The sequence below is a fragment of the Amycolatopsis bartoniae genome (assembly GCF_014191255.1).
GTDB classification, from domain to species: Bacteria; Actinomycetota; Actinomycetes; order Mycobacteriales; family Pseudonocardiaceae; genus Amycolatopsis_E; species Amycolatopsis_E bartoniae.
In genome coordinates this window covers 1002537-1015468 of sequence record NZ_JACHWH010000001.1, presented here as the reverse complement: position 1 = coordinate 1015468, position 12932 = coordinate 1002537, and the positions used below count along the sequence as shown (strand labels likewise).

The following is a 12932-nucleotide window of genomic DNA, read 5'->3' as shown; positions in this document are numbered from 1 at the left end:
CCCTGGAATCGCGCGCGTTGCGGTTCGTGAGCGTCCGGCGACACCATCAGCACCCGCCCAGCCTCCCGCCCCCATCCCCGGCGGGCCGGGTTTCAGCGACGCCAGAACCAGTCGGTGTTCCGCGCCTGGCGCAAAGCCTCCCGCTTGGTGTCCTTCGCCAGCCGGTCCAGGTAGAGCATTCCGTTCAGGTGGTCGGTTTCGTGCTGCAGGCACTGTGCCAGCACGTCCTTCCCTTCCACCACAACGGGTTCGTTGTCCACGTCCACCCCGCGCACGACCGCCCGCACGGCGCGGGTGACCGGGAACCGCAGCTCGGGCACGGACAGGCAGCCCTCCTCGATCTCGTGCGTCTCCTCCGACACCTCCGCCAGCTCGGGGTTGATCACGTAGCCCGTCAGCCCACCCACGTCGTAGCTGAACACCCGCAGCGACACCCCGATCTGCGGCGCCGCGAGCCCCGCGCGCCCGCCGGGCTTGACGGAGTCCAGCAGATCGGTCACCAGCTGCCGCAGCCCCTTGTCGAACCGGGTCACCGGATCGCACACCGTCTTCAGCACCGGATCCCCGAAGTACCGCAGTTCCCGCATCGCCATCGTGGCCACCCGTCCTCTCTGCCGGACCGAAAGTCTAGGCCCGCAGCCGCAGCCCCTTCGGCGTCGCCCGGAAACCGGCGTCCCGCAGCACATCCGCCAGCGCCGACGTCAGCGCGTGCTCCCCGTCCGCACGCTGCACGGCCAGCTGCCCCAGCCAGCCCTCCCGCACCGCGCGCGACAGCGCGTGGGCCGCCGCCCGCAGCGCCTCGTCGTCCTCGGTGAACGACAGCAGCGACTTGCCCCCGCGCTCGACGTACAACACGGGCAGCCCGTCGGCCAGCACCACGAGCGCCCCCGCCTTGCGGGCGGCCCGGTGTTTCGTGTCGCCGACTGCGGCCGGCCATGCGAGCGCCGCGCCGTACGGCTGCGCCGGGTCGGTGGCCGCGAGCACCACCGCGTCGACGCGCCGCCGCCCGCCCGCGGTGTCGGACAGCGCACGCAACCGGTCCACCGCGCCGCGGGCCGCGAACTGCGCCGCGCCGAGCCCTTCGACGACATATCCCCGGATCACCTGCCCGGAGTCCTCCATGCCGCGCAACACCTTGTAGATCCCGGAGAAACCGCCGCTGACCCGCTCGGTCTCGAGCGCGCCCCGGGTGAGCACGCCGTGCCGTTCGAGGAACGCCTCCGTGCGCGCGTACGTCCGCCTCGTCGGGTCGCTCTCGCGCAACGGCGTGAGCCCCCACCGGCCCGCGACCGTCGGCGGACCGCTGCGGGACGGCATCGCGGGCCTGCCCGCCCGCATCCGCGCGTACCGGCCGCGCGGCGCCGACTGCCGTGGCTTGTGCGCCGCGCCCCGGCCGGACACGAGCGCCCGCAACGGCCCCAGCGTGTCGCCGGTGACGTGCCCGGCCCACACCAGGTCCCACAGCGCGGCCACCACATCACCGTCGTTGGGCGCCTTGTCCACCAGCATCGTCACGCGGTCCACCAGCTGCCGGAAGAACAGCGCCCCGCCCTCCAAAGTGGACAGTATCGCCTCGTGCAGCGGACTGGTGGGCGCGTTCTCCTCGATCTCCGGCAGCAGCAGGTCGGCGACGTCACTGGGCGCCAGCGCCACCCAGCCGTCGCCGCCCGCCAGCGAACCACAGCCCGCCCACGTCACCTCGCCCGCCGTGGTCAGCTCGTCCAGCAGCGCCGGGTAGTACCCGGGCAGCCTGCTCGGCAGGATCAGCGACTCCACCGCGCTCGCCGGCAGCGGCGCACCGGCGAGCTGCTCCACCACCGACAGCACGTCGTCCGCCGTCGGCGCCGCGCGCATCCGCGCCCCGACGCCGTGCCACGACGGCAGGAACCGGCCCAGCGCCGCCGGTTCCACGGGCTCGACCTCGGCCCGCAACCGGGCCAGCGATGCCCGCCGCAGACGGCGCAGCACCGCGGAGTCGCAGTACTCCACCCCCGCGCCACGCGTCTCGGGACTCAGCTCGCCGCGCACCAGCCGGCCCTCTGCGGTCAGCCGGTCCAGCACCCCCGACACCACCGCGGCACCGAGCCCGAACCGCTCCGCCGCCTGCTGCGCGGGAAACGGGCCGTGCGTCCGGGCGTAACGGGCCAGCAGGTCACCGAGCGGATCGGCGACCGGTTCGGTGAACGCCTCCGGCACGCCGATCGGCAACGCGACTCCCAGCGCGTCCCGGACCCGGCCGGCGTCCTCGATCGCGAGATACCGCTCCTCACCGGCGATCCGCACGGCAATCGCGCGCCGCTGCCCGACGAGATCGGTGAGCCATGCCTGCTCGATCCCGCGCGCTTCGGCGTCGGCCACCGACAGGTCGCCGAGGAACCGCAACAGGTCCGCCGCGTCCTCGGCGTTGCGGGCGTGCCTGTCCGGCTCCAGCCGCTGCAGCGACCGCTCGACCTCGACGACGACCTCGGGATCGAGCAGCTCCCGGATCGCCTCCGTGCCGAGCAGCTCGGCGAGCAGCGCCGAGTCCAGCGCCAGCGCCGCGGCCCTGCGCTCGGCCAGCGGCGCGTCCGTCTCGTACAGGAACATGCCGACGTAGCCGAACATCAGGCTGCGCGCGAACGGCGACGCCGACGGTGTCTCCACCTCAACGAGCCGGACGCGCCGGGACCGCACGTCCGTCATCAGCTCCCGCAGCCCGCCCACGTCGTAGACGTCCTGCAGGCACTCGCGCATCGCTTCGAGCACCACCGGGAACCGCTCGTACTTCGCCGCGACCGCCAGCAGCTGCGAGGCCCGCTGCCGTTGCTGCCACAGCGGAGTGCGCCGCCGCGGGTCCCGGCGGGGCAGCAGGAGCGAGCGCGCGGCGCATTCCCGGAACCGGGCGGCGAACAACGCCGACCCGCCGACCTCGGCGACGATCAGCTGCTCGACCTCCTCGGGGTCGATCAGCACGTCGTCCGCCCCGATCGTCACCTCGCCGCCGTCGTCGTCGAGCGCGTCGGGCAGGCGCAGCACGATGCCGTCGTCGGAGTGCATGACCTGGGCGTCGACCCCGCGGTTCTCCCTCAGCCGCGCCGCGATCGCCAGCGCCCACGGCGCGTTGACCTGCGCGCCGAACGGGGAGTGCAGCACGATCCGCCAGTCGCCCAGCTCGTCGCGGAACCGTTCGAGCAGGATCGTGCGGTCGTTGGGCACGTGCCGGGTCGCGGCCCGCTGCTCCTCCAGGTACGTCAGCAGGTTGTCGCACGCCCGCTGGTCGAGCCCCGCCGCCTCGGCCCGCGCCCGGGCCTTGCTGGCGTCCGCACTGGACACCTCGCGCACGAACGCGCCCAGTGCACGCCCCAGTTCGAGCGGCCGTCCCGGCGCGTCGCCCTTCCAGAACGGCATGCGGGCGGGCTCACCCGGCGCGGGCACGACGATCACCCTGTCGTGCGTGATGTCGGTGATGCGCCACGACGACGTGCCGAGCAGGATCGTGTCCCCGACCCGGGACTCGTAGACCATCTCCTCGTCCAGCTCGCCGACCCGCGACCCGGACTGGCCCTCGCTGCCCGGCGTCATGACCGTGAACAGCCCGCGGTCGGGGATCGTGCCGCCGGAGGTGACCGCGAGCCGCTGCGCGCCCGGCCGCCCGCGCAGCTCGCCCGTCACGCGGTCCCACGTGATCCGTGGCCGCAGCTCGCCGAACTCCTCGCTCGGATACCGCCCGGCGAGCATGTCGAGCACCGCGAGCAGCGCGTCGTCGGGCAGCGCGGCGAACGGCGCCGCCCGGCGCACGAGCGCGCCCAGCTCCGCCACCGTCCACGGTTCGAGCGCCACCATGGACACGACCTGCTGCGCCAGCACGTCCAGCGGGTTCCGCGGGTACCGCACCGCCTCGATGGCCCCGCTCGTCATGCGCTCGGACACCACCGCGCACGACACGAGGTCACCGCGGAACTTCGGGAACATCACCCCGGTGGACACGGCCCCGACGTGGTGCCCGGCCCGGCCCACGCGCTGCAGCCCGGACGCGACGGTGGGCGGCGCCTCGATCTGCACCACGAGGTCGACCGCGCCCATGTCGATGCCCAGCTCCAGCGAGGACGTCGCGACCACGCAGGGCAGTCGCCCCGACTTCAGCTCCTCCTCGACGTGGGTGCGCTGCTCCCGCGACATCGACCCGTGGTGCGCCCGCGCCACGGTGACCTCGGCGCCCGTGGTGTGCCCGGACTCGCCGATGGCCTCCGCCGGAAACCGTTGCCCCGGCTCGAGTTCCGTGTGCTCGGCGGCGAGCTCGTTGAGCCGGGCGGTGAGCCTTTCGGTGAGCCGCCGGGAGTTGGCGAAGACGATCGTGGACCGGTGCTCGCGGATCAGTTCGAGCACGCGTTCCTCGACCGCGGGCCAGATCGACGGCCTGCGCACGGCCGCCCCCGCGATCTCCTCGTTGGTGCCAATCCCGCCCTCCGACGGCAGCGGCAGAGAGTCCAGCGGAGAGGGCGGCGGGCCGTCGAGATTGGCCATGTCCTCGACCGGAACCTCGACCCGCACCTCGATGGTCTTCGACGGCTTGGGCTGCACCACCCGCACCGGCCGCCCGCCGCCGAGGAACGCGCTCACCTCGTCGACCGGCCGGACCGTCGCCGACAGACCGATGCGCTGTGCCGGGCGGGGCAGCAGCGCGTCCAGCCGTTCGAGTGACAGCGCGAGGTGCGCCCCGCGCTTGGTGCCCGCCACCGCGTGCACCTCGTCGACGATCACCGTCTCCACCCCGCGCAGCGATTCGCGCGCCGACGAGGTCAGGATCAGGAACAGTGACTCCGGCGTGGTGACCAGGATGTCCGGCGGCGTGCGGGCGAAGGACCGTCTGTCGGCGGCCGGCGTGTCCCCCGTGCGCATGCCCACCGCGATGTCCGGTGGCGTCCGCCCCAGCCGCCGGGCCGCCTGCGACATGCCGGCGAGCGGAGCCCGCAGGTTCCGCTGCACGTCGACGGCGAGCGCCTTGAGCGGGGAGACGTAGAGCACCCGGCAGCGCTGGGCCGGGGTCTCGGGCGGCGGCCCGACGGCGAGCCGGTCCAGCGCCCACAGGAACGCCGCGAGGGTCTTGCCCGACCCCGTCGGCGCCACGACCAGCGCGTGCTCGCCCGCCTGCGCCGCCCGCCACGCCCCGGCCTGTGCCTCCGTGGGCGCGGCGAACGCCCCCGCGAACCAGTCCCTGGTCACGGGGGAGAAGGAGTCGAGCACGTCTGTCACGTTTTCCATCATGACGCGACCCACCGACAATTTTGCGCGGGTCCGCCTCCGGGACCGCCGCTCGCATGGCAGCATCACGCTCGACCTGGGCCGATCGTGAGGGGAGAGCCGTGCGGATCCTGTCGGTGGATCTGGGGACGTCCAACACCGTCGCCGTCCTGTCGGCACACGGCATGCCGCCGCGCGTGGTCGAGGTCGACGGTTCGGCCACTATGCCGTCGGCGGTGTTCGCGGGGGAGGACGGCACGCTGCTGGTCGGCCGGGACGCCGAGCGCCGCGCCCGCCTCGACCCGGCCCGGTTCGAGCCCAACCCCAAGCGCCGGGTCGACGAGCAGACGCTGCTGCTCGGCCAGGACGTCGTGCCGGTCAACGAGACGCTGGCCGCGGTGCTGCGCCGGGTGCTGGAGGAGACCACCCGCCAGCTCGGCGGCGAACAGCCCGATCAGCTGAGGCTGACTCACCCGGCCGAGTGGGGGCCGCTGCGACGCAACGTGCTGCTCACCTCCGCCCGGCTCGCCGGGTTCACCGGACCGGTCCAGCTGGTGCCCGAACCGGTGGCCGCCGCGGCGCACTTCGCGTCCTTCCCCGGCCGAGCCCTCGCGCCCGGTCAGGCGCTCGCCGTCTATGACCTGGGCGCGGGCACCTTCGACGTCGCCGTCGTGGGCGCCACGCAGAACGGCTTCACCGTGCTCGCCGAGGACGGCCTGCCCGACCTGGGCGGACTCGACGTGGACCAGGCGCTGATGGTGCACGTCGGACGCGAGGTCTCCCACCGCGACCCGCAGCGGTGGCAGCGCCTGCTGCGCCCGGAGTCCACCGCCGACCGCCGCACCCGCCGCGCCCTGCAGGAGGACGTGAAAGCGGCGAAGGAGGCGCTCTCGCGGCTGCCGCAGACCGAGGTGCCGATGCCGGAGCCGTTCACCGACGTGCTGGTCACGCGCGGCGAGCTGGAGGCGCTCGTGCGCCCGGCGTTGCTGCGCAGCGTGGAGCTGCTGGCCAGGACCGTGGCGTCGGCCGGGCTGACCCCGGACCGGCTCGCGGGGATCTACCTCGTCGGCGGGTCGAGCAGGCTGCCGCTGGTCGGGTCGATGATCGCCGAAAAGCTCGGCGTGGTGCCCGTCAGCCTCGACCAGCCGGAGACGGCCGTGGCGTTCGGCGCGCACCACGTGTCGCCGGACGGCATCAGCATGCGGACCCAGAACGTCGACGGGCAGGTGGCGGCGGGCCCGCAGTACGTGCCGCCGCCTGCCGCCCCGCGGTTCCCGTACCCGGCGAGTTTTCCCAGCTACCCGGCCCCTGCGCCGCCGAAGCGCAGCCGGAAGAAGCCGCTGATCGCGGTCGCGGTGGCGGTCGTGGTCCTGCTCGCCGCCGGGCTGACGTACCTGCTGTGGCCCGCGGGTTCGGCCGCGACGACCTACAGCGCCGAGGAGTGCGGCAAGCCGGGCCAGGTCGACGCCCAGGGCTTCACGGGTTGCCTGCGCCAGCTGGCCGGGAGCATCGCGACCACCTCGCAGTGCGCGGCGGGCGCGGGCAGCGGCGACATCGCGCCGCCGGAGGGGCAGGACCTCGGCGTGCTGACCACCTGTTCCGCCCCCGCGCTGGCGGGCGCGCAGATCACGTACGTGCACGCCAACTCCGCCGCCGCGCTGAAGGAGTACACCGGGCGGCTGCTCAGCTCGGTCGGCGGGGACCAGGTGCAGGCGCCGTGGCGGGGCAACGCGCTGAGCGGCACGTACTCCGCGGCGGGCGGGAAGACCTCGGCGGTGCTGGTGTTCACGGTCACCGACCGGCCGCTGGCGGGGGTGGTCTACCAGCGGGCGGGCAGCGGGCAGACCGCGTCGAGCGCCTCAGAGCTGGCCGACTACTTCGAGCGGACCGTCCAGCCCGGCACGTGACTCACTTGCGCATGTTCCGCAACGCGCGCAGTGCGACCACGAGCGCGGCCACGAGCACCGCGATCGAGGCGAGGGTGAGCGCGGTCGAGGTCATGTCCCGACGGTAGCCCCGTTACGCTGGGAACGATGCGAATAACCGTCTTCCGAAGGATGATGGCCGACGAGTTCGGCCCCGGCCGGGCCGAGGTGCTGGCGAAGGACCACGTGTTCAGCGGGCTGGGCGGGCGGACCGTCGAGCAGGCGCTGGCCGCGGGGGTCCCGGCCAAGGAGATCTGGCGCGAGGTGTGCGCGGCGTTCGACGTGCCCGCCGAGCGCCGGTGAGCTCGCGACCAGGAAAGTCGTCCCTGAAGGTGTGTCAGTTCTTGCCTCGAACAGGTGTTCGGCTATCGTGTTGTCCACATCGGGGTCAGCTGTCCACAGATCAGCCGCGGCGATCAGGAATTGTCGGACCCCGCCCGTAGTGTCGGGCCCAACAGCTCAAGAACCGAGACAAGCCCCCGAGGCTTCCGACCCACGAGGTGGATTTCAATGCCCGCAGCAGCACCCGACAAGGACAAGGCCCTCGAACTCGCGCTCGCGCAGATCGACAAGCAGTACGGCAAAGGCTCCCTGATGCGCCTCGGCGACAAGGGGCACGTGCCGATCGAGGTGATCCCGACCGGCGCCATCGCACTGGACGTCGCACTCGGCATCGGGGGCCTGCCCCGCGGCCGGGTCGTCGAGATCTACGGCCCGGAGTCCTCCGGTAAGACCACGGTGGCCCTGCATGCGGTGGCCAACGCGCAGAAGGCCGGCGGCATCGCGGCGTTCATCGACGCCGAGCACGCGCTCGACCCGGAGTACGCCAAGGCGCTGGGCGTCGACACCGACGCGCTGCTGGTCTCCCAGCCCGACACCGGTGAGCAGGCGCTGGAGATCGCCGACATGCTCATCCGTTCCGGCGCGCTGGACATCCTGGTCATCGACTCGGTGGCCGCGCTGGTGCCCCGCGCCGAGATCGAGGGCGAGATGGGTGACTCGCACGTGGGTCTGCAGGCCCGGCTGATGAGCCAGGCGCTGCGGAAGATCACCGGTGCGCTGTCCAACTCCGGCACCACCGCGATCTTCATCAACCAGCTGCGCGAGAAGGTCGGCGTGATGTTCGGCTCGCCCGAGACCACCACCGGTGGCAAGGCGCTGAAGTTCTACGCCTCCGTGCGGCTCGACGTGCGCCGCATCGAGACGCTGAAGGACAGCGGCGAGGCCGTCGGCAACCGCACCCGCGTCAAGGTCGTGAAGAACAAGGTCGCGCCGCCGTTCAAGCAGGCCGAGTTCGACATCCTCTACGGCCAGGGCGTGTCGCGCGAGGGCTCGCTGATCGACATGGGGGTCGACCAGGGCATTCTGCGCAAGTCCGGTGCCTGGTACACCTACGAGGGCGACCAGCTGGGCCAGGGCAAGGAGAACGCGCGGAAGTTCCTGCGTGACAACCCGGACATCGCGAACGAGATCGAGAAGCGGATCAAGGAGAAGCTGGGCATCGGCGCACAGGTCGACGCCGAAGACGCCGCCCCGGCCCCGGTGGAGTTCTGACGGCGGGGTGTTCGCGGGCCTGACCGCGCAGCCCCGCTCCCACGGCGGAGGACGGAAGCCCGGCGTCGGCCCGAGGCCGCATGCCGCGCTGCCGTCACGCCGCCGTGGCGGACCGGTGGCCGTTTGGGGTTCGGCCCTTGGCCGCATGCCGTGTTTCCCGTCGGCGCGTCGACGGTCGTGACTGCCGGGCTCGCGGCTGGAAGCCGAACGGCGCGCTGCTGTCGTGCCGGGGGAGCCGCCAGTCGTCGTCGGACCGCTGCACCGGTAGCGTGCCGTCCTCGTCACGCTCGACGGGATCGGCTCGGTGTCGGCGTTCGGTTCTCGGCTTGAGGCCGGATGCCGCGTTGCCGTCCCGCCGGGAGTTGTCCGGGGGTGCGGTTGGTGGGTGCGGCTCGCGGTCCGAGGCCGGATGCCGTCCGGCTGCTGTTGCCGGTCGTGGTCGTGGGGCGTCGAGGAAATCTCGCCGGGTTGTTTCCCGGGGCGCACGTCGGCGTAGTGCTTTCGAGCGGCCCGATCGCTGGGGCTTGCCGCCTCGGCTATTCCCGCCGAACACCGGGAAGGCGCCGCCATCGCTTCGACCGCCTGAGACACGGCGCTGATCAATGGAGGAACATGGCGAAGATCGATCCGGCCGAGTTGTCGCCGGAGGAGGCGTGGAAGAAGGCGAAGGAGGTCTGCTTCGACCTGCTCGCCATCCGCGCCAGGACGAAGGACGAGCTGCGGCAGGCGCTGCGCCGCAAGGGGTTCGACGAGGAGCTCAGTGAGCGCCTGATCGGCAAGCTCGACAGCTCCGGCCTGGTGGACGACGCCGCGTTCGCCGAGCAGTGGGTGCGGTCACGGCACACCACGCAGGGGCTGGCCCGGAGCGCGCTCGTCGCGGAGCTCAAGCGCAAGGGGGTCGACGGGGAGGTCGCTTCGCAGGCAGCGGAGGAGATCGACCGTGAGTCGGAGGAGCAACGCGCCCGCGAGCTGGTCCGCAAGCGCTTGCGGACCATGACGACGCTCGACGAGCAGACAGCCGTCCGCCGACTGCTGGGCACCCTCGCCCGCAAGGGCTATCCGCAGGGCCTGGCGTACTCGGTGATCCGCGAGGAACTCCGCGACGCAGGCGCCGACTCCACCCCGCTGGACGACGCCGTCACCGACTGACGCCCGGGGTCTGTCGCGTGGCGGCAGGGGGAGCCCCTGACGGCCGTGCATCGTCGGGCCGAGGCTCTCTGCCCGACTGGCCAAGGGCCTCGGGTGCCACGTCAGGCGGACGTCGATGGTGTGATCGTCGCGCTGGGGCGTGGTGCCAAGCGGTCGATGATCAGGGTGATCGTGAAGTCGAACCGTTCGTGCCCGGAGCCGGAGGTCAGTTCGGCCGCGTGGCGCCGGGTGTGAGGGAACCGGTCGGCGGGCAGGGCGGTGAACCGGTCCACGAGTTCCTCGCGGCTGAGGACCCAGTTGTCGTCGTGGTGCGACTGCCGTTGCTGGACGAGCGAGCGCTCCAGGGCGTAGGCGTTCACGTAGAGCGTGAGCGCGTCGAGCGCCCAGGCCGCGGTCTGCGGTTCGATGCCCCCGGCGAGCAGGATCGCCAGAATTCCCTCGCTGACCCGCAGCGTTTCCAGGTGGGTGGGGACCATCGCCAGTGCGGCGCGGGAGACGCCGGGGTACTTCAGGTACTGGTCGCGTAGCTGGGCATACACGTCGAGGATCTGCTCCCGCCACGAAGCCGGATCGGGCTCGGGCAGCTGGATCGCGGCGCAGAGCCTGCCGACGATCAGGTCGTCGAGGTCTTCCTTGTTGACGATGTGCGCGTACAACGAGGACGGCCCGGTGCCGAGCACGGCGGCGACCCGGCGGATCGTCAGCGCGTCGTAGCCCTCGGTGGCGATGACCTGCAGTGCTGCGTCGGTGATGCGCTCGACCGTGATCGGCGTTTTCCGTGGTGCAGCCGACGGGGAAGCCGCGGGGGACGGGGCGTGACGGGCGGCGCGGCGCTGCCTGGGATCGGTGGGCACGAAGTCATCCTACCTTGACACGAACTTAGTTCGCCATGTAAGAACTTAGTTCATGTCTATCGAACTTAGTTCGTCAAAGTTGCCCCGGGCAGCTCCGCTTCCCCTCGGGCAGGCTTGGCTGGTCCTGGTGGTCGTGGTCGTCGCCGAACTCATGGACCTCATCGACACCAGCGTCGCCAACCTCGCCGGTCCCTCGATCCGCGCCGACCTCGGTGGCGGCCCGATGACGCTGCAGTGGGTGCTGTCGGCTTACACCGCGGCCTTCGCGCTCGGCCTGGTCACCTCCGGCAGGCTGGGGGACCTGCTCGGCCGCCGCCGGCTGTTCCTGCTCGGCATGGCCGGCTTCACGGTCGCGTCGCTGGCCTGCGGTCTCGCGCCCGGCGCCGGTTTCCTGATCGTCGCCCGCCTGTTCCAAGGTCTGTTCGGGGCGGTGATGATCCCGCAGGGCATGGCACTGGTGAAGATCGTGTTCCCGCCCGAGCACCTGCGCAGGGCGCTGATGCCCTTCGGGCCGATCATGGGCCTCGCCACGGTGGCCGGCCCGATCCTCGCCGGGTGGCTGCTGCACCTGGACCTGTTCGGCAGCCAGTGGCGTTCGATCTTCCTGATCAACGTGCCGTTCGGCCTCCTCGCCGCCGCGCTCGGGTGGTGGGTGCTGCCACGGCACAGCGGTGAGGACCGCGGCGCACGTCTCGACCTGCTGGGCGTGGGCCTGCTCACGGCGGGCTCGGCGCTGCTGATCGTGCCGCTCATCCAGGGACGCGACCTGGGCTGGCCCGCGTGGACCTACGTGATGATGATCGCCGCGCTGGTGGCCTTCGGGCTGTTCGCGGTGTCCGAACGCCGCAGCAGTCACCCGGTCATCACCCCGTCGCTGTTCGGCCGGCGCAGTTTCGTCGTCGGCCTGCTGATCGTCGGCGGGTCCTACGCCTCGCTCAGCGCGTTCGTCCTGGTCGTCAACCTGCTGCTCCAGTCAGGTCTGGGCTGGACACCGCTGCACACCGGCTTCGCGCTGATCCCCTGGGCCGCGGGCACCGCGGTCGCCACCCTGGCCTCCGGCGCGGTGCTCGCGGAGAAGCTCGGACGCGCCGGCCTGCACCTGGGCCTGTCCGTCACCGTCGTCGGCCTCCTCGCGCTCTGGTGGTCCACCGCGCACTGGGGTGCGGCCCTCACCGGGTGGACGCTGGCACCAGCGCTGTTCGTGACCGGCTTCGGTTCCGGGCTGCTGTTCATCCCCCTGTTCGACTTCATCCTCGGCGATGCCACCACCGAGGAGGTCGGTACCGGTGCGGGTGTGCTCAACGCCGCCCAGCAGTTCGCCGGCGCGATCGGTGTCGCCGCGCTCGGCACCGTGTTCTTCGCCCGCGCCGGAACGTCCTACCTCGCCGCCGCCGAACTCGTGTTCGGCATCTGCGCCGGCGGCTACTTCCTGGCGCTGTTGCTGGTCGGGTTCCTCCCCAAGCACACCGAAAGAGTGCAGTCATGACAATGAAGATCGCCCTGATCACCGGAACCAGCCGCCCAGCAGGCATCGGGTTCGCGGTTGCCCGCCAACTAGCCGAGCAGGGTTACCACGTGATCCTCACCGCCCGCGACCTCGCCCGAGCCGAGCCCCTTGCCGCACAGCTCCGCGCCGCCGGCCACGCAGCCACCGCGTTGCGCCTGGACCTGGTCGATGCGACCAGCATGGCCGCGGCCGCCGAGTACCTCACCCGGTCCTTCGGTCACCTCGACGTGCTGGTCAACAACGCCAGCGACGTGGTCGACTTCGCCACTCTTTCCGCGCTCGACGCCGACCTCGACGCGGTCCGGTCGGCTCTGGACATCGACGTGCTCGGGCCCTGGAAGCTGGTCCAGACGTTGCTGCCGCTGCTCACCGCGGCGCCCGCCGCCCGCATCGTCAACGTCTCCAGCGTCTCCGCGTTGCAGATCGCCACCGGTCTCGACCTGGGCGCCGAACTGCGGGCCCCGGCGCACTCCTTCGCCAAGCACGCCCTCAACGTCCTCACCGCCGTGCTCGCCCGGGCGCTGAAGGACACCCGGATTCTCGTCAACGCCGTCGATCCGGGGGAAACCGCCACACACCCCGAGCGCGGCGACGAGGACGAGGCCCGTCCCGCCGCCGACAGCGCCCGCGGCATCGTGTGGGCCGCGACCCTGCCGCACGACGGTCCCACCGGCGGGCTCTTCCGCGACGGCCGCCCCCTGATCTGAAAACCGGTGCGCGAGC

9 protein-coding genes are annotated in these 12932 nt (G+C 72.2%); 6 read left to right on the top strand and 3 right to left on the bottom strand.

Going from position 1 to position 12932, the window contains the following annotated elements; all coding sequences use genetic code 11:
* Positions 1–92 precede the first annotated feature (92 nt).
* Positions 93–593 (bottom strand): peptide deformylase, encoded by a 501-nt coding sequence (gene def / locus FHX82_RS04985; RefSeq protein ID WP_145937452.1) that lies wholly within the window; start codon positions 591–593, stop codon positions 93–95.
* Between the two features lie 34 nt (positions 594–627).
* Positions 628–5241 carry an ATP-dependent helicase gene (locus tag FHX82_RS04980; protein WP_373308705.1) on the bottom strand — a complete coding sequence of 1538 codons (4614 nt, stop codon included), beginning with the start codon at positions 5239–5241 and terminating at the stop codon, positions 628–630.
* Between the two features lie 101 nt (positions 5242–5342).
* Here FHX82_RS04980 and FHX82_RS04975 point away from each other — a divergent pair, with 101 nt between their 5' ends.
* The 4 genes from FHX82_RS04975 (at position 5343) to FHX82_RS04960 (ending at position 9848) form a co-directional block, all read left to right on the top strand.
* Positions 5343–7127 (top strand): Hsp70 family protein, encoded by a 1785-nt coding sequence (locus tag FHX82_RS04975; protein ID WP_145937454.1) that lies wholly within the window; start codon positions 5343–5345, stop codon positions 7125–7127.
* A 126-nt stretch (positions 7128–7253) separates the two neighbouring features.
* Positions 7254–7448: a DUF3046 domain-containing protein gene (locus tag FHX82_RS04970; RefSeq protein ID WP_145937455.1), complete on the top strand. Its 195-nt coding sequence runs from the start codon at positions 7254–7256 to the stop codon at positions 7446–7448.
* Positions 7449–7655: 207 nt separating this feature from the next.
* A complete protein-coding gene (recA, locus tag FHX82_RS04965; protein ID WP_145937456.1) occupies positions 7656–8699 on the top strand; it encodes a recombinase RecA in 1044 nt (347 codons plus the stop codon).
* Between the two features lie 621 nt (positions 8700–9320).
* Complete coding sequence (locus FHX82_RS04960) at positions 9321–9848, top strand: regulatory protein RecX (RefSeq protein WP_145937479.1); 528 nt, start codon at positions 9321–9323, stop codon at positions 9846–9848.
* Between the two features lie 101 nt (positions 9849–9949).
* Here FHX82_RS04960 and FHX82_RS04955 read toward each other — a convergent pair whose 3' ends face one another.
* Positions 9950–10702 (bottom strand): TetR/AcrR family transcriptional regulator, encoded by a 753-nt coding sequence (locus tag FHX82_RS04955; protein WP_145937457.1) that lies wholly within the window; start codon positions 10700–10702, stop codon positions 9950–9952.
* Positions 10703–10829: 127 nt separating this feature from the next.
* On the opposite strand from FHX82_RS04955, the gene FHX82_RS04950 reads away from it, so the two are divergent.
* Both FHX82_RS04950 and FHX82_RS04945 read left to right on the top strand, forming a co-directional pair.
* On the top strand, positions 10830–12188 hold the full coding sequence (locus tag FHX82_RS04950; protein ID WP_229881501.1) for an MFS transporter: 1359 nt from the start codon (positions 10830–10832) through the stop codon (positions 12186–12188).
* Positions 12185–12916 carry an SDR family NAD(P)-dependent oxidoreductase gene (locus FHX82_RS04945; protein ID WP_145937459.1) on the top strand — a complete coding sequence of 244 codons (732 nt, stop codon included), beginning with the start codon at positions 12185–12187 and terminating at the stop codon, positions 12914–12916. The genes FHX82_RS04950 and FHX82_RS04945 overlap by 4 nt, the downstream gene beginning before the upstream one ends.
* The last annotated feature ends 16 nt before the right edge of the window (positions 12917–12932 follow it).